Origin of the sequence: Chromobacterium sp. LK11, assembly GCF_001043705.1 — a bacterium.
Lineage (GTDB): Bacteria > Pseudomonadota > Gammaproteobacteria > Burkholderiales > Chromobacteriaceae > Chromobacterium > Chromobacterium alkanivorans.
On the sequence record NZ_LDUR01000024.1, the window covers coordinates 127,601 to 147,430 of the forward strand.

At 65.0% G+C, this 19,830-nt stretch carries 20 protein-coding genes; 14 read left to right on the forward strand and 6 right to left on the reverse strand.

Translation table 11 applies throughout. The features are described from left to right. The first annotated feature begins 64 nt into the window (after nucleotides 1-64). The 6 genes from VK98_RS14980 (at nucleotide 65) to VK98_RS22875 (ending at nucleotide 4,673) form a co-directional block, all read left to right on the forward strand. Nucleotides 65-598, forward strand: a complete 534-nt coding sequence (locus VK98_RS14980; protein ID WP_048414802.1) for a septation protein A — start codon at nucleotides 65-67, stop codon at nucleotides 596-598. Continuing rightward, the gene (locus VK98_RS14985) at nucleotides 598-900 is read left to right on the forward strand and encodes a YciI family protein (protein ID WP_048414803.1); all 303 of its coding nucleotides are present in this window, start codon (nucleotides 598-600) and stop codon (nucleotides 898-900) included. The genes VK98_RS14980 and VK98_RS14985 overlap by 1 nt, the downstream gene beginning before the upstream one ends. Next, a complete protein-coding gene (locus tag VK98_RS14990) occupies nucleotides 897-1,163 on the forward strand; it encodes a BolA family transcriptional regulator (protein ID WP_048414804.1) in 267 nt (88 codons plus the stop codon). Before VK98_RS14985 ends, VK98_RS14990 begins: the two co-directional genes overlap by 4 nt. Nucleotides 1,164-1,188: 25 nt before the next feature. Beyond that, entirely contained in the window at nucleotides 1,189-1,977 is a 789-nt protein-coding gene (locus VK98_RS14995) for a peptidylprolyl isomerase (protein WP_048414805.1), read from the forward strand. A gap of 26 nt (nucleotides 1,978-2,003) precedes the next feature. After that, complete coding sequence (locus VK98_RS15000; protein WP_048414806.1) at nucleotides 2,004-2,786, forward strand: peptidylprolyl isomerase; 783 nt, start codon at nucleotides 2,004-2,006, stop codon at nucleotides 2,784-2,786. 255 nt (nucleotides 2,787-3,041) lie between these two features. Beyond that, on the forward strand, nucleotides 3,042-4,673 hold the full coding sequence (locus VK98_RS22875) for a methyl-accepting chemotaxis protein (protein ID WP_053077407.1): 1,632 nt from the start codon (nucleotides 3,042-3,044) through the stop codon (nucleotides 4,671-4,673). 227 nt (nucleotides 4,674-4,900) lie between these two features. Here the strand turns inward: VK98_RS22875 and VK98_RS15010 are convergent, their stop codons facing one another. Further along, complete coding sequence (locus tag VK98_RS15010) at nucleotides 4,901-6,451, reverse strand: APC family permease (RefSeq protein WP_048414807.1); 1,551 nt, start codon at nucleotides 6,449-6,451, stop codon at nucleotides 4,901-4,903. A 341-nt stretch (nucleotides 6,452-6,792) separates the two neighbouring features. On the opposite strand from VK98_RS15010, the gene VK98_RS15015 reads away from it, so the two are divergent. Next, complete coding sequence (locus VK98_RS15015) at nucleotides 6,793-7,881, forward strand: polyamine ABC transporter substrate-binding protein (RefSeq protein WP_048414808.1); 1,089 nt, start codon at nucleotides 6,793-6,795, stop codon at nucleotides 7,879-7,881. Nucleotides 7,882-7,957: 76 nt separating this feature from the next. On the opposite strand, the gene acnA is transcribed toward VK98_RS15015, so the two are convergent. Beyond that, complete coding sequence (acnA, locus tag VK98_RS15020; RefSeq protein WP_048414809.1) at nucleotides 7,958-10,630, reverse strand: aconitate hydratase AcnA; 2,673 nt, start codon at nucleotides 10,628-10,630, stop codon at nucleotides 7,958-7,960. Nucleotides 10,631-10,810: 180 nt separating this feature from the next. On the opposite strand from acnA, the gene fumC reads away from it, so the two are divergent. Then, a complete protein-coding gene (gene fumC / locus VK98_RS15025) occupies nucleotides 10,811-12,190 on the forward strand; it encodes a class II fumarate hydratase (RefSeq protein ID WP_048414810.1) in 1,380 nt (459 codons plus the stop codon). A gap of 288 nt (nucleotides 12,191-12,478) precedes the next feature. On the opposite strand, the gene VK98_RS15030 is transcribed toward fumC, so the two are convergent. Next, nucleotides 12,479-13,162, reverse strand: a complete 684-nt coding sequence (locus VK98_RS15030) for an SOS response-associated peptidase (protein WP_048414811.1) — start codon at nucleotides 13,160-13,162, stop codon at nucleotides 12,479-12,481. Nucleotides 13,163-13,389: 227 nt separating this feature from the next. Between VK98_RS15030 and VK98_RS15035 the strand changes: the two genes are divergently transcribed. The 5 genes from VK98_RS15035 (at nucleotide 13,390) to VK98_RS15050 (ending at nucleotide 15,978) form a co-directional block, all read left to right on the forward strand. Continuing rightward, on the forward strand, nucleotides 13,390-13,914 hold the full coding sequence (locus VK98_RS15035) for an ATP-binding protein (RefSeq protein WP_048414812.1): 525 nt from the start codon (nucleotides 13,390-13,392) through the stop codon (nucleotides 13,912-13,914). A gap of 172 nt (nucleotides 13,915-14,086) precedes the next feature. After that, nucleotides 14,087-14,542: a hypothetical protein gene (locus VK98_RS15040; protein WP_048414813.1), complete on the forward strand. Its 456-nt coding sequence runs from the start codon at nucleotides 14,087-14,089 to the stop codon at nucleotides 14,540-14,542. Between the two features lie 238 nt (nucleotides 14,543-14,780). Beyond that, nucleotides 14,781-15,035 carry a hypothetical protein gene (locus tag VK98_RS15045; protein WP_048414814.1) on the forward strand — a complete coding sequence of 85 codons (255 nt, stop codon included), beginning with the start codon at nucleotides 14,781-14,783 and terminating at the stop codon, nucleotides 15,033-15,035. 228 nt (nucleotides 15,036-15,263) lie between these two features. Next, entirely contained in the window at nucleotides 15,264-15,419 is a 156-nt protein-coding gene (locus VK98_RS23780) for a DUF5993 family protein (RefSeq protein ID WP_156187889.1), read from the forward strand. Between the two features lie 10 nt (nucleotides 15,420-15,429). Next, entirely contained in the window at nucleotides 15,430-15,978 is a 549-nt protein-coding gene (locus VK98_RS15050; RefSeq protein WP_048414815.1) for a disulfide bond formation protein B, read from the forward strand. 18 nt (nucleotides 15,979-15,996) lie between these two features. Here VK98_RS15050 and VK98_RS15055 read toward each other — a convergent pair whose 3' ends face one another. After that, a complete protein-coding gene (locus VK98_RS15055) occupies nucleotides 15,997-16,905 on the reverse strand; it encodes a DMT family transporter (RefSeq protein ID WP_197083058.1) in 909 nt (302 codons plus the stop codon). 135 nt (nucleotides 16,906-17,040) lie between these two features. On the opposite strand from VK98_RS15055, the gene VK98_RS15060 reads away from it, so the two are divergent. Then, complete coding sequence (locus tag VK98_RS15060; RefSeq protein ID WP_048414817.1) at nucleotides 17,041-17,934, forward strand: LysR substrate-binding domain-containing protein; 894 nt, start codon at nucleotides 17,041-17,043, stop codon at nucleotides 17,932-17,934. Nucleotides 17,935-17,952: 18 nt separating this feature from the next. Here the strand turns inward: VK98_RS15060 and VK98_RS15065 are convergent, their stop codons facing one another. Then, entirely contained in the window at nucleotides 17,953-18,228 is a 276-nt protein-coding gene (locus tag VK98_RS15065) for a hypothetical protein (protein ID WP_048414818.1), read from the reverse strand. 700 nt (nucleotides 18,229-18,928) lie between these two features. Next, nucleotides 18,929-19,615 carry a hypothetical protein gene (locus VK98_RS15070; RefSeq protein WP_048414819.1) on the reverse strand — a complete coding sequence of 229 codons (687 nt, stop codon included), beginning with the start codon at nucleotides 19,613-19,615 and terminating at the stop codon, nucleotides 18,929-18,931. Between the last annotated feature and the right edge of the window lie 215 nt (nucleotides 19,616-19,830).

The following is a 19,830-nucleotide window of genomic DNA, read 5'->3' on the forward strand; positions in this document are numbered from 1 at the left end:
GCATTGAACTCTTCAACCCTTGCCCGGCTTGAATATCCGCCGGGCCGCCCCCATAATCGTGCGCATGAAATTCTTCACCGACCTGTTTCCCGTCGTCCTGTTCTTCGCCACTTACTGGCTGAGCCGCGACATGTTCATCGCCACCGGCGTCGCCATCGTCGCCACCACCTTGCTGGTGGGCTGGACCTGGCTGCGCCACCGCAAGGTGGACACCATGCAGTGGGTCAGCCTGGGCCTGATCGTGGTGCTGGGCGGCGCCACCCTGCTGCTGCACGACAAGCACTTCATCATGTGGAAGCCCACCGTGCTGTACTGGGTGATGGGCGCCGGCCTGCTGATCAGCGACTTCCTGGGCAAGAACGGCCTGAAGCTGATGATGGGCCAGCAGTTGCAACTGCCCGCGCCGGTCTGGCGCAAGCTGACCTGGGCCTGGGTGGGCTTCTTCGCCTTCATGGGCGCGCTCAACCTGTTCGTCGCCTATCGCTTCAGCGAAGACGTGTGGGTCAATTTCAAACTGTTTGGCGGCCTGGGCCTGATGCTGGCCTTCGTCATCGCCCAAAGCCTGTTCCTCGCCAAATACATTGAGGAAAAGAAATAATGCTTTACGCCATCATCGGCCAAGATCATGAAGACTCGCTGCCGCGCCGGCTGGAGGCCCGCCCGGCCCATCTGGCGCGCTTGCAGGCGCTGCAGGACGCCGGCCGCCTGGTGCTGGCCGGCCCCTGTCCCGCCATCGACAGCGCCAGCCCCGGCCCCGCCGGCTTCAGCGGCAGCCTGATCGTCGCGGAATTCGAATCGCTGGACGCCGCCCAAGCCTGGGCGGACGCCGATCCCTACGTGGCGGCCGGCGTCTACGCCGGCGTCAGCGTCAAACCCTTCCTCAAGGTGTTGCCGCAATGAGCGCCACGGTTGAACTGCTCAGCGCCGCCCTGCAGGCGCTGACGCCGGAACACCTGGACATCCAGGACGACAGCGCCTTGCACGCCGGCCACGCCGGCGCGCGCGACGGCGGCGGACATTACACGCTAACCATCGTCAGCGCCCGTTTTCAGGGACTGAGCCGCGTGCATCGCCACCGGCTGATCTACGAAACACTGGGCGACTTGATGCAAACCAAGGTGCACGCTCTGGCCATCAAAGCGTTCACGCCTGAAGAAATCTGACTTGATTCCATCCAAGGGGTATCCCATGAAGCTTTCCCGCATCGCCGCCGTCGCGCTGGCCGCCACCATCGCCCTGCCCGCCGCGGCGGAATCCATCGCCGTGGTCAACGGCGCCGCCATCGACAAGAAAGAGCTGGACGCCGCCGTCGCCAACATCGTGCAAAGCAGCGGCGGCAAGGCCCAGGACAATCCGGAACTGCGCGAGCAGCTGAAAACCTCCTTGATCACCCGCGAAGTGATCCTGCAGGAAGCCCGCAAGCGCCAACTGGACAAACAGCCGCAATTCGCCCAGCGCCTGGACGACATCCGCAATGAAATGCTGCGCGAGGCGCTGTTCGCCGACATCGCCAAACAGGCGCCGGTGAGCGACGCCCAGATCAAGAGCGTCTACGACAAGCTCGCCGCCCAGCAGTCCGGCAGCAAGGAAGTCCACGCGCGCCAGATCACGCTGAAGAGCGAGGCCGACGCGCAGAAAGTGATCGCCGATCTGAAAAAGGGCGCCAAGTTCGACGAACTGGTGAAAACCCGCTCCATCGACCCCAACGCCAAGCAAAGCAACGGCGAAATGGGCTGGGGCAATCTCAACCGCATGGACCCGCCGCTGGCCGCCGCGCTGAAGGACATCCGCAAGGGCCAGACCAGCAGCAAGCCGTACCAGTCCCCGTTGGGCTGGCACGTGTTCAAGGTGGAAGACATTCGTGACGCCAAGCTTCCGTCGCTGGATGAGGCCAAGCCGCAAATCGGCCGCCAACTGCAAGAAGAAGCCATCGCCAAGGCAGTGGAAGACCTGCGCGCCAAGGCCAAGATCCAATAAACCAAACCTTCAGGACACCTAAGAATATGCGTAAACTCCTGCTGACCAGCGCCCTTGTAGCCGCCTTCGCCGGCAGCGCCATCGTGGTTGCCGGCCCGACCGTCAACGGCCAGGCCATCTCCGACGCCCGCATCGACGCCGTGGTCAAGATGATGGAAGCCCAAGGCCAGCCGGCCAATCCGCAAGCGCGCGACATGGTCAAGGATCAACTGGTCACCGCCGAAGTGCTGCGTCAGGAAGCCGTGAAGAAGGGTCTGGACAAGTCGCCGGAATTCGCCGCCGAACTGGCCAATATGCAAGCGATGGCGCTGGCCAACCGCCTGATCAAGGACTTTGAGAAGTCCAACGCGGTCAGCGACGCCGACCTGAAGGCCGAGTACGACAAGCTGGTGGCCAGCGTGCCGGAAACCAAGCAATACCACGCTCGCCACATCCTGGTGAAAACCGAGGCCGAAGCCAAGGCGGTGATCGACTCGCTGAAGAAGGGCAAGTCCTTCGACAAGCTGGCCAAGGAAAAATCGCAAGACCCGGGCAGCAAGGACAAGGGCGGCGATCTGGACTGGCAGGAAGCCGGCACCTTCGTGGCGCCGTTCTCCGAAGCCATGACCAAGCTGTCCAAGGGCGAAGTGACCGCCAAACCGGTGAAGACCGAGTTCGGCTGGCACGTGATCAAGCTGGACGACGCCCGCGTGCAACGCAATGTGCCGGCGCTGGACGACATCCGCCCGCAACTGACCCAGCGCATCATGGGCGGCCGCGTGGAAAAGCTGATCGCCGAGCTGAAAGCCAAGGCGCAAATCCAGAAGTAAGCCGCGAACTGCGGCAAGCCCGACGAAGCGGACCTCGGTCCGCTTTTTTCATACCCCTCGCATAAACGACGGCGCCGTGCCGCGCCCCGTCCCGCCTCGCCGCCGCCCCGCCTCATGCCCATGGTTTTTCCGCGACGGCGCAAAAACGTCTCCAAAAATTTATCCGCTGTCCTATAAGTAATTATTCACTTTTTGATCACTTCATAAATATATTAAATTGGAAGCACCACAATAAAGTCACCACGGGACAAACTGATGAAAAACCTGCGCATTGGACAAAGACTCGCCCTCGCCTTCGGCGCGCTGATCGCCCTGGTGCTGATCATGAGTGTGGTCATGCTCAACGGACTCTCCTCCATCAGCGACAGCATGGAGGACATCACCGACAACCGGCTGGAATCCTTGCTGATCGTCGCGCAGCTGGATCACCACCTGCAACAACAGCGCATCGGCGCGCGCGACCTGATCATTGAGACCGACCCGGCCAAGATGGCCGAGATCAAGGCGCAGACCGACCAGACCATCAAGGCCTTCAACAACGCTGAAAAAGCGCTGGAAGACCACTTCGCCAAATTCCCGCCGATACCGGCCACCGCCGCCCTGCTCAAAGACGTGGGCCAGGCTCAGGCCGCGCTGGACGCGCCCACGCAAAAGCTGATGGCCTTCGCGCTGGCCAACCAGAACAAAGAAGCCGAAGCCTTCATGGTCAACCAGCACCGCCCGCTGATCCACCAACTGGAACAAAAGGTGGAAGCGCTGGGCAAGGCGCTGGCGGACCGCGCCCAGGACAGCCGCAAGGACGCCGAAACCAGCGCCACCGCGGTGCGCGCCACCTCGCTGACCATCACCGCCGTCTGCCTGGCCGCGGCCGCGCTGATAGGCTGGCTGCTGACCCGCTCCATCACCCGCCCGCTGAACAGCGCGGTGGAAGCCGCGCGCGAAGTGGCCGCCGGCAATCTGCGCATCGAGCTGACGCCGGACGGCAAGGACGAGCCGGCCCAGGTCATCGCCGCGCTGGCCGATATGCGCGAACAACTGGTGAAAGCCATCGGCAACGTCCAGCAAGGCGCGGAAGAAGCCAATAGCGTGGCCAGCCAGCTGTCCGAATCCGCCGATCAGGTGCTGACCGCCTCCCACCAGCAAAGCCAGGCCGCCGCCAGCTCCGCCGCCGCGGTGGAGCAACTGACCGTCAGCATCAGCCACGTGGCCGAAGCCGCCCAGGAAGTGCGCGAACACGCTCAGACCAGCCTGGTCACCGCCAAGAACGGCACCGCCCAGCTCAGCCTGCTGATCAAGGAAGTCGACAACGTCGAAAAGGCCGTCAACGGCATCGCCGAAGCGGTGAAGAACTTCGTGGCCAACACCCGCAAGATCACCAGCATGACCAGCCAGGTGCGCGACATCGCCGACCAGACCAACCTGCTGGCGCTGAACGCCGCCATCGAAGCCGCCCGCGCCGGCGAACTGGGCCGCGGCTTCGCCGTGGTGGCCGACGAAGTGCGCGTGCTGGCCGAGCGCTCGGCCGAATCCGCCAAGGAAATCGATCAGGTCACCCACGTGCTGGGCACCCAGTCCGTGGAGCTGGAAGACGCCATCACCAGCAGCCTGGCGTCACTGAGCAGCAGCCAGTCCTTTGTCTCCACGGTGGAGAACGCCCTGCAGGAAGGCGAACAGGCGGTGGCCAAGTCCACCGACAGCACCGGCACCATCGTCAGCGCGGTGCAGGAACAGAAGCTGGCCAGCACCGAGATCGCCCAGAACATGGAGAAAGTGGCGCAGATGGCCGAGGAGAACACCGCCATCGTCAGCAATGTGGCGGACAGCTCGCGCTCGATGTCCGACATCGCCCAGAACCTGCATCAGGCGGTGCGTTTCTTCCGCATCTGAGCCGCCGGCGCTAGTCAAACATCAAAGCCGCCCTCCCGGGCGGCTTTTTCAATTGAACGCGCTCAGCCGGCCCTCAGAGCCTCAGTACGTGTTTACGATCTCGCGAGCCAAGGCGAGACAAGGCGAAAACCAGCGAAAAAGCGGAATGTACAAGTGGCACATGAGCATTTTGAGCTTGTATTCACCGTGCAACGCTCCACGACGCGCAGCAGATCGTAAGCAGGTTCTCAGATTTTTTCGTCGAAGCTGAACACCGGCGTGCCCTTCCTCAGCACCTCGCCGCGGAAAAAGGCCGGGCTCTTGCGGTACATGTACAGCATGAGCAGCAGGCCGACCAAGGCCACCGTCACGCCCAGGATGAACACCAGACCCAGGCCGCCGATATGCGAGCCGCTGCCGAAAGCCGGATCCATGCTGTCCAGCGTGGTGCGGATCAGGGCGACGAACAGCAGGACGCCGCCCAGCCCCGGGCACAGGCCACGCAACAGGAAATGGCGCGCCGAAGTCAGCGCCTGCTTGCGGAAATACCAGACGCAGGCAAAGGCCGTCAGGCCGTAATAGAAACACACCATCATGCCCAGCGCGGTAATGGTGTCGGACAGCACGTTCTCGCTCACCACCCGCATCACCGCGTAAAACGTTGACGCCACCAGCGCGGACACCACGGTGGCGTAAGCCGGCGCCTTGAAGCGGGACTCCACCACCGCGTACCTGGCCGGCAGGGCCTGATAGTGGCCCATCGCCAGCATGGTGCGCGCCGGCGACATGAAAGTGGACTGCAGGGACGCCGCGGAACTGGACATCACCGCCAGCGACAGCAGAATGGCCGCCGGCCCCATCACCGGCCCGGCCAGCGCGGTGAACACATTGGCGGCGATGGCCGGATTGGCGAGGCCGGTGGCGTCGGTGCCCACGCCGGCGAAGGACACCACCGCCGCGCTGATCAGCACATAAGAGCCCACCAGCAGCACCATCACCAGCGTGGCGGCCTTGCCGGACAGATTGGCGCGCTTGTCGCCGGTGGTTTCCTCGCTGATGGTCACCACCGTGTCCCAGCCCCAATAGGCGAAGATGGACACCGCCACCCCGGCGGCGAACTGGGAAAAACTCTCCACGGCGAAGGGATTGAACCAGCTCCACTCCACCGGGATGGAATACGGATGGCCGCCGTCGGCGGCGGCGCTGAACGCGGCCCAGGCGAACCAGCCCAGCACCAGCACCTGGAACGACACCAACACATACTGCACCCGCTTGGTCGATTGCAGGCCGCGACAGGAAATCCAGGTGGCCACCGCCATGAAGCTGAGGCAGGAGGCGATGTTCACCACCGTGTCGTCAGGCAGCGCCGCGATGTCCGGCCGCCCCAAGGCCTGGCCCAGCGCCAGATACATGAAGTCCACCGCCACCGCGGCGGTGTTGGACAGCACCAGCACCGTGGACACCACCAGCCCCCAGCCGGCGATCCAGCCTATCCACGGCCCAAAGGCGCGCGTGGCCCAAGTGAACGAGGTGCCGGCGTCCGGCATTTCGCGGTTCAACTCGCGGTAGCCTATCGCCACCAACAACATGGGAATGAAACTGACGAAAAACACCGCCGGCATCTGCTTGCCCACCTGAGTGGCCGCCGGCCCCAGCGAGGCGGTCAGCGTGTACGCCGGCGCGCATACCGAAATCCCTATCACCACCAGCCCGAGAATGCCGATGGAGCCGGCGGGCAAACCCTTGGCGCTCAAGCCTCCCCCGTCCGGGGCCGGCAAAGCGTTGTCAACATTACGCATGGTGCATCTCCTTTGCTCCGGGACCGCGTCGCTACGTCGGCCCTCGCCTTGTTGTCTTTATGTCCGCGTCGGCGCGCAAGCCCCGGCGCGAATGCGCGCATCCCGCCGTGTCCGCCGGCCGGTCCCGCTTATGGCAGGACCGCGCGCGTCAGGCGTGGTTGCATGGAGTATGCGAATAATTAACACAAAAACATCAAATGGCAAAAATAATAGACGCGCTAGACGCGGAGCGATATGCTGGCTCGGCAGGATCCGGCCCGCGCCGGCGCCTTGCGTCAGAGCCGGGCCTACCCGGCCGCACGGATCGAAAGAACCACGCAAAGAGAGAGAAGGAAGAGAACATGAATACCTGGAAGCACTGTCTGCTCGCGCTCGGCCTCGCCGGCGCCGCCCACGCCCAAGCCAATACCGTCAACGTCTACAACTGGTCCGACTACATCGCCCCCACCACCGTGCCGGCCTTCAGCAAGCAAACCGGCGTCAAGGTCAACTACAGCGTCTACGACAGCATGGAAACCCTGAACGCCAAGCTGATGACCGGCCGCTCCGGCTTCGATCTGGTGGTGCCGTCCAACAATGTGCTGGGCCTGGGCATCAAGGCCGGCCTGTTCCAGCCCTTGGACAAGAACAAGATCCCCAACTACAAGAACATAGACCCGGCATTGCTGAAGATGATGGAAGTGTCCGACCCCGGCAACAAATACGCGGTGCCGTATTTCTGGGGCGTGATCACTCTGGGCATCAATGAGGAAAAGGTGAAAAAGGCGCTGGGCGGCAAGCTGCCGGCCAATGAGTGGGACCTGTTGTTCAAGCCGGAATACGTGTCCAAGCTCAAGTCCTGCGGCGTCAGCATCCTGGATTCCCCGTCCGAATTCTTCCCGATGGCGCTGCACTACTTCGGCAAGGACCCGGGCAGCACCAAGGAAGCCGACTACCGCGCCATCATGCCGCAGCTCAACGCCATCCGCGCCAGCGTCACCCGCATCTCCTCCTCCGGCTACATCAACGACATGGCCAGCGGCGAAGTCTGCCTGGCCATGGGCTACGGCGGCGACCTCAACATCGCCAAGCGCCGCGCCGCGGACGCCAAGAACGGCGTCAAGGTAGTGCCGCTGATGCCCAAACAGGGCGTGGCCATCTGGGTGGACAGCATGGCCATCCCCAAAGACGCCAAGAACGTGGCCAACGCGCTGTCCTTCATCAACTACAGCCTGGACGCCAAGATCGCCGCGGACAACGCCAATACCGTGACCTTCGCCCCCGGCAGCCTGCCGGCGCGGCAGTTCGTCAACAAGCAGTACCTGAACGACCGCTCCATCTTCCCCAGCGCCGAAGACCTGAAAAACAGCTTCATTCAAAAGAGCGTGGGCCAGGAAACCCTGCGCATCTACGGCCGTTTTTGGCAGAACTTCAAGCTGGGCCGCAGCTGAAGCCGCCGCCCGCCGGGAATGAACAACAGCCGCTTGCAGCGGCTGTTGTTCATTGGGCCCTAGCCTCGCCTGGCGTTCAGCTCAGCAACTGGCGCAGCACATAGGGCAGGATGCCGCCGTGTTGGTAGTAGTCCACCTCCACCGGCGTGTCGATGCGCAACAGCAAGGGCAGCTCTCGCTCGCCGCCGGCGGCGTCGCGGACCAGCAGGCGCACCCGCTGCTGCGGCGCGATGCCGTCCTCCAGCCCGCGCAACTCGAAGGTTTCGTCGCCCTTGAGGCCGGCGGCGCTGTCGCCGTCCAGGAACTGCAGCGGCAACACCCCCATGCCCACCAGATTGGAGCGGTGGATGCGCTCGAAGCTCTTGGCCACCACCGCGCGCACGCCCAGCAGACGCGTGCCCTTGGCCGCCCAGTCGCGGCTGGAGCCGGTGCCGTACTCCTCGCCGGCGAAGATCAGCGTCGGCGTGCCGGCGCGCACATAGGCCATCGCCGCGTCGTAGATCGCCATCTGCTCGCCGTCCGGCTGCAGCAGGGTCAGGCCGCCCTCCACCGGCTTGCCGTCGGCGTCCGGCGCCAGCATCAGATTGCGGATGCGCACATTGGCGAAGGTGCCGCGCATCATCACCTCGTGATGGCCGCGCCGCGAGCCGTAGCTGTTGAAATCGCCGGGCTGAATGCCCTGCCCCTGCAGATACAGGCCGGCCGGCGAGCTGGGCTTGATCGAGCCGGCCGGGCTGATGTGGTCGGTGGTCACCGAGTCGCCGAAAATCGCCAAGGCGCGCGCGCCGCGGATGGGCGGCTGCGGCGTGGGCTGCATCGCGAAATCCTGGAAGAACGGCGGTTCGGCGATATAGCTGGACGGCTCCCAGCCGTAGACCTCGCCCGTGCTGGCGGCGATGTCGTTCCACAAGGGGTTGCCGCTGGCGAAGTCCTGGTACAGCCGGCGGTAAGTGGCCGCGTCGGTGGCTTGTAGCAAAGCCGCGCCCACCTCCTGCTGGCTGGGCCAGACATCGCGCAGATACACCGGCTTGCCGTCCACGCCGACGCCCAGCGGCTCGTGCTCCAGATCGATGTCCACCCGGCCGGCGATGGCGAAGGCCACCACCAAGGGCGGGCTCATCAGGAAGTTGGCCTTGATCGCAGGATGGATGCGCGCCTCGAAGTTGCGGTTGCCGGACAAGACCGACGCGCAGATCAGATCCTGGCCGCTGACCTCGTTCTCCAGCTGCGGCTCCAGCGGGCCGGCGTTGCCGATGCAGGTGGTGCAGCCGTAGGCCGCCACGCGGAAGCCCAGTTGCTCCAGCGGCGCCAGCAAATGCGCCTTGCCCAGGTAATCGGTCACCACCCGCGAGCCGGGCGCCAGCGAAGTCTTGATGTGGCCGGCCACGCTCAGGCCGCGCGCCACCGCCTTCTGCGCCAACAGGCCGGCGGCCAGCATCACCCCCGGGTTGGAGGTGTTGGTGCAGGAGGTGATCGCCGCGATCAGCACCGAGCCATGGCGCAGCTTGCCGCTGAAGCCGCCGGCGCCGTCCTTGCCGTAGCCGCCGGTCTTGGCCGGCTGCTGCAAGAGCTCGTTGAAGCGCTGCTTCAGTTCCGGCACCGCGATGCGGTCCTGCGGCCGGCGCGGACCGGCCACGCTGGGCGTCACCTCGGCCAGGTCCAGCTCCAGCACGCTGCTGTAGTCGATGTCGCCCTGCTGCGGCATGCCGAACATCTGCTGGGCCTGGAAATAGCGGCGGAACGCGTCCACCTCCGCCTCGCTGCGGCCGGTGGCGGTCAGATAGGCGGCGGTCTGCTCGTCCGGCGGGAAGAAGCCCATGGTGGCGCCGTATTCCGGCGCCATGTTCGCCAGCGTGGCCCGGTCCTGCAAGGTCAGCGAGGCCGCGCCGGCGCCGTAGAACTCCACGAACTTGCCCACCACCTGCGCCTTGCGCAGCAGCTCGGTCACGGTCAGCACCAGGTCGGTGGCGGTCACTCCCTCGCGCAGCCGGCCCTTCAAATGCACGCCCACCACGTCCGGCGTCAGGAAATATACCGGCTGGCCCAGCATGCCGGCCTCGGCCTCGATGCCGCCCACGCCCCAGCCCACCACGCCCAGGCCGTTGATCATGGTGGTGTGCGAATCCGTGCCCACCAGGCTGTCCGGGTAATACACCCCGCCCTTGCTCAACACCCCGCGCGCCAGATACTCCAGGTTCACCTGGTGCACGATGCCTATGCCCGGCGGCACCACCTTGAAGGTGTCGAAGGCCTGCATCCCCCATTTGATGAAACGGTAGCGCTCCGCGTTGCGGCGGAATTCCAGTTTCATGTTAAGGTCCAAAGCGTTGTTCTCGCGGAAGTGGTCGATCTGCACCGAGTGGTCCACCACCAGATCCACCGGCACCAGCGGTTCGATGCGCTTGGGCGGCTTGCCGAAGCGCTCGGCCACCGAGCGCATCGCCGCCAGATCGCACAGCAGCGGCACCCCGGTGAAATCCTGCAGCACGATGCGCGCCACCACGAAGGGGATCTCCTCGCTGCGCGGCGCCCGCGGCTGCCAGCCGGCCAGCTGGCGCACATGCGCCTCGGCCACGCGCTGACCGTCCAGATGACGCAGCAAAGACTCCAGCACGATGCGCAGCGACACCGGCAGCCGGCCGACATCGCCGACGCCCAGCTCCGCCAGGGCCGGCAGCGAATGAAATTGACAGGACTGGCCCGAGGCCAGGGTAAAGGAACGCAAAGTGGATTCGGAACGAAGCGACATGGTGGACTCCTGTTGAAAGCCAAGATGCAAATCAAGGGCAGAAGCGATGGGAGCGCCTTGCAAAACAGCCTGTCCGAGGCGCTCCGCCTCGTGTTCAGACTGGAAAACAGGTCAATGGTTCAGCCCTGAATTTGCATTTAGCATACAATCGAAACCTCATTCCCGTGCGAAAGGCATGCCATGACACACAGAATAGAACACGATTCCTTCGGCGACATCGAAGTCCCCGCCCACGCGCTGTGGGGCGCGCAGACCCAACGCTCGCTCGGCCACTTCGCCATTTCCAGCGAAACCATGCCGCCGGAACTGATCCTGGCGCTGGCCCAGGTCAAGCGCGCCGCCGCGCTGACCAACCGCGAGCTGGGCAAGCTGCCGGCGGACAAGGCCGACGCCGTCGTCGCCGCCGCCGACGAAGTGCTGGCCGGCAAACACCCGGACGCCTTCCCGCTGTCGGTGTGGCAGACCGGCTCCGGCACCCAGAGCAATATGAATATGAACGAGGTGCTGGCCAACCGCGCCTCGGAACTCCTGGGCGGCGAACGCGGCCCCGGCCGGCTCGTCCACCCCAACGACGACGTCAACCGCGGCCAATCGTCCAACGACATCTACCCCACCGCCATGCACGTGGCCGCCGCGCGCGCGGTGCACGACCGGCTGCTGCCGGCGCTGGGCCGGCTGCGCGCCGCGCTGGTGGACAAAGTGGCCGCCTTCGCCGACATCGTCAAGATAGGCCGCACCCATTTGCAGGACGCCACCCCGCTGACCCTGGGTCAGGAACTGTCCGGCTGGGTGGACCAGCTGGAGCAAGCCGAACACGCCGTCCGCGCGGCGCTGCCCGGCCTCTACCAGCTGGCCGTGGGCGGCACCGCCGTGGGCACCGGCCTCAACACCCACCCGGAATTCGGCCCGCGCGTGGCCGCCGAGCTGGGTCGCGCCTGCGGCCTGCCCTTCTTCAGCGCCGACAACAAGTTCGCCGCGCTGGCCGGCCACGACGCACTGGTGCACTCCCACGGCGCGCTCAAGCAACTGGCCACCGCCTTGATCAAGATCGCCAACGACATCCGCTGGCTGGCGTCCGGCCCGCGCAGCGGCCTGGGCGAACTGCTGATCCCGGAGAACGAGCCGGGCAGCTCCATCATGCCGGGCAAGGTCAACCCCACCCAGTGCGAGGCGATGACCATGCTCTGCTGCCAGGTGCTGGGCAACGACGTGGCGCTGTCCATCGGCGCCGCCTCCGGCAATTTCGAACTGAACGTGTTCAAGCCGCTGATCGTCCACAACTTCCTGCAAAGCGCGCGCCTGCTGTCAGACGGCATGGACAGCCTCAACCATCATTGCGTGCGCGGCATGCAGGCCAACCGCCCGCGCATCGAGCAATTGCTGGAGCAATCGCTGATGCTGGTCACCGCGCTCAACCCGCACATCGGCTACGACAAGGCCGCCGCCATCGCCAAGCTGGCCCACGCCAACGGCGGCACCCTCAAACAGGCGGCGCTGGAGCTGGGTTATGTGACGGCGGAGCAGTTTGATCAGTGGGTGGATCCGAAGGCGATGATCTAACAGCCTGTTCGCCATCTTTTTCAGTGCTCTGAACCAGGCTTGGCGCGCAGAGAGCCGCGCGTCCAAGGCGCCCCAAGCCTCTGCGGCCGACCTCCGCGCGGGTATCGCTACGCTCCACCCGCCCTACCCCTGGCCAACCGCCTCGCGTAGGGTGGGTGGAGCCGCAGGCGATACCCGCCAGCATTCGCCGTCTTCCTCGGCGACCGCTCTTAACTCCCGTTGAGGGTCTCGCCAACCCAGGCGAAACAAGGCCTTGCGGCGGAGAAAACGGCTTTGCTCATACGGCGTTCAGTCAAACAAACCCAAGGTGCGCGGCTGCGGCGCCGGCTTGGCCGCGCCCTGGCGCGGCGCCAGCGGCGCGTCCTCTGCCCGCATCTCCTCCGCCGGATACAGCCGCAGCAAGCGATACGCATCCTCCGGGCGGCGCGCCGTCAGCCAGGCCAGGTAATCCTCCGGCCGCACGATCACCAGCGAACGCTTCTCGTCCTCCGGCTTGTGGGTGCGCCGCATCAGCGCGTGCGCCTCGGCGTTCACCGTCAGCTGGGTGAAGGCGTGGCTGATCGAGCCGTCCGGCTCCGACCAGGCCCGCCACAGCCCTGCCACCGCGAACGGCGCGTCGTCGGCCAGGCCGATGCGCCAGCGCACCGCGCGGCCGGTTTCGTACGAAGGCTCGAAAAAGGCGCGCATCGGCACCAGGCAACGCTGGCCGGCCCGCCACGGGTAACGGAAGTTTTTCAGCTCGGCCACGGTTTCCGAGCGCGCGTTGGTGGTGGACAGCCGCATGCCTTCCGGCTGATGGCGCTTGGGCACCAGGCCGTAATTGCCCAGCCGCAGCTCCAGGCCCTGGCGGCCGGCCGCGATGAAGGGAGCGGCGTAGTCCTGCCAAGCCTCCTCCGGCCAAACCAACTCGCCGGGCTCCACGCCGAACAGCGGCAGTTGATCCGGGTGGGGACATAGATAATTGACGCACATCGGCGCAGTCTACCGGATATTGCGCCGGCCGGCCCGCCGCCGCGGTTTGACAAGCTCGCCCCAAGCGGCGACCATAAGCTCACTATGCGCCGCTTTGTCCCGTTCTCCAGCCAAGATTGGATTGACGCCTTTTTCTGAGGCGGGTTGGCGCGCGACCGGACGAAGCTCGACAACCCGCCCCAGCAGGCGGGTTTTTTCATATGTGCCCCTATCCCAAGGAGACTGTCATGCCAAGCAATGAACAATTCAAAGATGCGGCCAATGAGGCGACACTGCACTTGGTTTGCGGCAAGATCGCAGCGGGCAAGTCCACCTTGACCCGCCGCCTGGCCGACCAGCCTCGCACCATGCTGATCAGCGAGGACGAATGGCTGGCCAAGCTCTATCCCGGCGAAATCCGCACCATGACCGACTACGTGCGCTGCTCGCAGTCGCTGAAGGACGCGCTGGCGCCGCACGTCGCCGCCCTGTTGCGCCAGGGCCTGTCCGTGGTGCTGGACATGCCGGCCAACACCCTGGACAGCCGCCGCTGGATGCGCGAGGTGATCAACGCCAGCGGCGCCGCCCATCAGCTGCACCACCTGGAGGTCAGCGACGAGGCCTGCAAAGCGCGGCTGCGTCAGCGCAACGCCAAGGGCTCCCACCCGTTCAGCGTCAGCGAAGCGGAGTTCGACCACATCACCCGCTACTTCGTGCCGCCCAGCCCGCAGGAAGGCTTCAACGTCGTCGCCCATCGCAGCGCGGAAGACTGAGCCGCCCCGCCTCAGCGAAAAACGCCGGCCCGCCGGCGTTTTTTCTTGCCCTCGCATGAAAGCGCCGGCTTCCGGCGCGGCCCTTCCCTCCCTGTCATGGCCTATTGGATATAAAAATCGATAACCATGTGACAGCTTACCAGCCGGATATATTTAGGCTTGAATAGCGGGCATGAACACCACCGAAATCCGCCGCCATAAACTGGGCTTGTTGATCGAACGCGATTTTGACGGAACCGTTTCCCGACTCGCGGAGCTGATCGATCGTCGCCCTCCGCAAATCTACCGCCTGTTCTCCGACGCCCCCAGCGGCCGCGGCATGGGAGAAAACCTGGCCCGCCACATCGAAACCCGCCTGAATCTGCCCCGTTACTGGCTGGATCAGGAGGGCGACATCGACGCCCTGCCGCCGCTGCGCGACCGGGTGGCGGAGTTTGAAGCCTCGCTGTCGGAACGCGCCTTGCTGCAGTTGCTGATAGACGATCTGCACCGCGGCGTGCGCGGACAGACGCTGAGCCGCAAAGCGCTGATCAGCCTGCGCGGCATGGTGGAAGCGCTGGCCCAGGAGCGGCGGCCCGTCCTGGACGCCCCGCCGCCGGACCTCTGGGCGGACGACGCCGCGGAGTGAGCCGCCAAGCGGCGTTGGCCGATACGCAACACCCCGCCTCCAATAACCTTATGGTTATTGTTGCTTAATATCTTTATTGATAGGCTATGCCAGTCGCTTTTTGACGCATGGAGACTGGCATGACCTTAGCGCCGCCTTGCCCCCGACTTACCCAGCACGGCGGCCACGCCGCCGCGAAAAACCCACGCCCACGCATCCCCGCCCTGTGTCCCAACGATTGAACCTCACCGGAGCCCGCATGCCGCTCAACGTCAAGCCGGACGACACCGTCGCGGCCTGCGCCATCGCCATGGACGCGCTGCAATCGCTGAGCTCGCTGATGCACGCGATCGAACGCCTCAACGAAACGCCGGACCCGCAGGCGCGCAGCCATATCGCCGAACTCTGCCGGCTGGCGGTGGAAATGGCGCAAGACGCTCACAATGAGCTGGACCTGATCCGCGAACAAGCCGAAACGCGCACCCGCCGCCCCCGTCAGAAAACGCCGGGCTAGGCGCCGACGCCTCGCGCCGGCTGGCCCCTTCGTCCGTCCCTCCGCCCCGCTCCGGGGAGCGTATGCTTAGTCAGTTTGAATAGCCGCACAATGCGCCGAGGCGCCTGGCCGCCGCTTTGCTGCTCCTTGCCCTGTTTCGCCGGCATTAAGCGAATGCTAATATTCAATCACCACAAGCCGTCGGCATCCGCCGCCGGCCCATCGCCACCACCAAGAAGGACACCACCGATGGATACCCTGTTGTTTCTGCTGCTAGCCGCTTCCCTGCTGGCCCTGATCCTGCGCAAGCGCCAATGGGCCTACGCCTGCTGGGGCCTGGCCTTCGTGCTCACGCTGTACTGGTTCAAATTCCACGCCACCAGCAGCCTGCCCATTTCCCTGTGAGGAGCCAGACATGACGCAAAACCTCACCGACAAGCTGAACCTGCTAGGCCTGCTGCTGATCAACCTGATGTTGCTGGTCGCCTTCTACTTCCAGTTCGCCCAGCATGAACTGCCCTGCCCGCTCTGCCTGCTGCAACGCGTGGCCTTGTGCGCCATCGCCGTGGCGCTGGCCGCCAACGTGCTGCTGGGCGACAAGCCCGGCCATTACGGCATGATGCTGCTGGCCGCCGGCGCCGGTTTCGCCGTGGCCGGCCGCCAAGTGCTGCTGCACATCGCCCCCGGCGACGCCGGCTTCGGCCCGCCCATCCTGGGCCTGCACTTCTACACCTGGGCCGCGATCGCCTTCTTCGCCGTCTTCATCGGCTGCGGACTGCTGCTGATGCTGTGCCAACGCGAACACAGCTTCGATCGTCAACCCCCGGCGCAGCTGGGCCGGCTGGCCAAGGCCGGCGTTGCCCTGACCATGTTGCTGCTGCTGGGCAACGCCCTGTCCGTGTTCCTGGAATGCGGGCTGGCGGCCTGCGGAGAAAGCCCGATCAGCTATCTGCTGCTCAATTAAGCCCGCGCCGCGCCGCCGCTAGATCGACCAATCCTCGTCCGGCGCGGCGGCGCGCGCCGCCGGCGCTTCCGGCCGCAGCACCAGCCACAGCGCCAGCGCGATCAAGGCGCCGCCCAGCGCCTGGGACAAGGTCGCCGTCTCGCCCAGCGCCAGCCAGCTCCAGAAAATGCCGAAGGGCGGGATCAGAAAGGTCACCGTCAGCGCCTTCAGCGGGCCGACGTCCGCGATCAAGCGGAAGTACAGCACATAGGCCAGCGACGTGCACAACAGGCCCAGCGCCAGCATCGCCAGCCACACCTCCGCTCCCACCGCCGGCCAACTCAGCGGCTGCGCGCTCGCCTGCCACGCCATGAACGGCAACAACAGCAACACCGCGCCCAGCTGGCTGCCCAAGGCCACCACGCGGCTGTCCAGGCCGCCGCGGTCCGCGATCCAGCGCTTGGTCAGAAAACCGGCCAGACCGTAACAGGCGGTGGCCGCCAGGCAGGCCGCCACACCCCACAAGGCCTCCGGCCCCGCCGCCGGCCCCGTCCGCGTCAGCACCGCCACGCCGGCCAGGCCGATCAACACCCCGGCCAGCTTGTTGGCGGTGACGCGCTCGCCAAACGCCGCCGCCCCGATCAACACCCCCATCAAGGGCGTGCTGGCGTTCAGAATCGCGCTATAGCCGGCCGGCAACACCCGGGCCGCCAGTGCGAACAGCAGAAAGGGCAAGCCGGAATTGACCACCCCCAGCAACAAGGTGGCGGCCAACTTTCCCTTGAAGGACAGCCCCACCCGCAACAAGGCGATCAGCCCCAGCAGACCCGCCGCTCCCAGCGCCACCCGGCCAAACGCCGTCGGCAGCGCGCCCAACGCCGGCGCGGCGATGCGCATGAACAAAAAGCTGCCGCCCCACAAGGCCGCCAGCAACAGTAAGCGACCCAAGCTCGCCATCCCCATGATGTCTCTCCCTTCGCCTTGAATTTAACTTTGCTAAACCAGATACTGAAATCATCAGCCGCCAATGCAGTACAAACAAACGATTTTTCCTGCCCAATGCTTTAGAAAAACTAAATCGATATGCCCAAACCGCCGTTGGACACCCTCCGCTTCTTCGAAGCCGTCGCGCGACGGCTCAGCGTCAAGCTCGCCGCCGAAGAACTGCACGTCACCCCCGGCGCCGTCTCCCAGCAACTGCGCAAGCTCGAAAGCTTCCTCGGCCAGCCCCTGTTCGAGCGCCGCGCGCGCGGCCTGGAACTCAACGCCGCCGGCCGCGACTATCTGGACGCCTGCCGGCAAGCGCTGGAGCTGATAGACCACGCCACCGCGCGGCTGACCAACGCCCGCCGCGTGATCCTGCTCAGCTGCACCCCGTCGTTTGGGGCGCAATGGCTGCTGCCGCGGCTGCAGGGCTTCATGCGCGAGCATCCGCGCATCGACGTCCACGTCAGCACCGGCAACCGCGTGGTCGACCTCGCCGCCGAGAACATCCACTTCGCCGTGCGCCACGGCCTGGGCGACTACCCCGGCCTCAGCGCCTGCAAGCTGCTGGACGACGAACTGACGCCGGTGTGCGCGCCCGCGCTGCCGGCGCGGCTGGACGCGCTCAGCGGCGAACAACTGCTGCACGACGAACACCGCGAGGACTGGCGGCTGTGGAGCCGAGCCGCCGGCCTGGACCGGCTGGACTGCGAACAAGGCGTGGTCTGCGTGGACTCCAACGCCGCCATCGAAGCCGCGCTGGCCGGCCGCGGCTACGCGCTGGCGCGGCGCTCGCTGCTGCAGGCGGAGCTGGCCGCCGGCCGGCTGCGCGAACTGCCGGCGCCACGGCTGCGCAGCGCCCTCGCTTATTACCTGATACACCGTCCGGACCTCCTGCGCGACCCGGAAATGGGCGTCTTCAAACAATGGCTGCTGGAACAAGCCGCGGCGGCCCAAAACAAAAGCCCGCCGGGCGGCGGGCTAGATGCGTAACAGCGTCTTGCTAAGGGCTTACAGACGCAGGTTCTCGATGCGGGTCACATGCGGCGGCTTGCCTCCCAGCGGCTGGAAGATGTACACCGCCACCAAGTGCGGCTGCGCGCCGGGATAGACCACTTCCGCGCTGGCCAGGAAGATGAAGTTCTCGCCGGCCACCACCTGCGTGGACACCGCCAGCGGCACGTATTTCACGCCCAGCAAACCTTCCGTGGCCTGATGAAACACCTTGCGGTCCTGCTCGTTCAGCGGCCGGAATCCGGACCAACCACCCAGCAATTGTTCAGACATGGCTCATGCTCCTATAACGGTTATCCAACACTGGAAACAACACGGAGCCGGCTTCGCCCGCCCCGCCCAATGCCGGTATAGCAAGGGCTTTCGCACCGAGGCAAGGCGCTAGTTATTACTAAGTACTTGACATTTCAAACATAATTGCCATTTGTCATTTTCATATCGCCAAACGGCCTTAGAGCCTCTGTTCAACGGCCGCTCGTAGGGTGGGAGGAGCCGTAGGCGATACCCACCGGCGCCCGCTACCCAACCGCCCCACGCCTCTGCAACAGAGCTCCGCGTGGGTATCGCTGCGTTCCACCCACCCTACCCCTGCTCAACGGCCGCGCGTAGGGTGGGAGGAGCCGTAGGCGTACCCACCGGCGCCCGCGATCCAACCGCCCCAAGCCCCTGCAACAGACCTCCGCGTGGGTATCGCTGCGCTCCACCCACCCTACCCCTGCTCAACAGCCGCGCGTAGGGTGGGAGGAGCCGTAGGCGATACCCACCGGCACCCGCTACCCAACCGCCCCACGCCTCTGCAACAGAGCTCCGCGTGGGTGTCGCTGCGTTCCACCCACCCTACCCCTGCTCAACGGCCGCGCGTAGGGTGGGAGGAGCCGTAGGCGATACCCACCAGCACGGCTGGTTTTCCTCGGCGACAGGTCTTGACACCCAAGGCCGCATCATCAACGCGCGGCAGGCTGTAAGGCGGTTCTTAGAAATTCAACGCCCAATCCGGTTGCAAGGCCTTGATCAGGCCCGGCGGCAGGCGTTCGCCCTCCACCAGCAAGGAACAGTCCAGGGAAAAATGCTTGGGATCGGACTTGGAGGCGATCAGCAGCAAGCGCGGCAGATCCGCGTACTGCTGCGAAGGCTTGATGGTTTTCCACGCGCCCTTGTCCCATTGCCGGTACAGCGCGCAAACGCCGCCCTTTTCCTTGGAACAGGTGAATTTCAGATCCGGCCGCTGGGCCACGAACTGCTTAAGCGTCATATCCTTCTGCCCCAGCAGCCGGAAGCCCCAGCTATAGGTTTCCGACACGCCGTTGACGTCCGTCGGGCTATTGGTGAGGTGGAAGTGCTCCTCCACGTAATTGCGCAAGGCCCATTGCGGCGTCAGCGCCACCGGCTGCTCGATGGCGGAGTGACGCAGCAGCGAAGTCAAGCCTTCGGACGCGCCGCTGACGTCCTCCTCCATCTCGCGCGCCTGATCCCGGATAGGCTGCATCCGCAGCGCGGCGCGGCCGTTCTCCACCGTTACCGGCAGGCCGGGAACGGCCTTGCCGGGCTGGGCGATGTATCGAAAGAAACTGCCGTCGCAATTGAACATCTGGCGCAGCGCCTCATCGTCGGCATGGGCGTGCAGGCTGAGCAACATCAAGAAGGGCAAAAGTTTTTTCATTGGATTTGAACTGCGCTTTTTAGGAAGCTGACGATGCTAACATAGAAATTACATTTTCATTTTTGACTGTATTTACAAGTACATACGCAAGTATCATGCGCTGCTGCGCCATACCCGGATCAAGCCCCCAAACCTCATCCCCGTTCCGCCGCCGCTTCCTGTTCTCTCCCTGCAACAAAACACATGGCTAGTCCGCAAAGGCTTGCAATTTGACA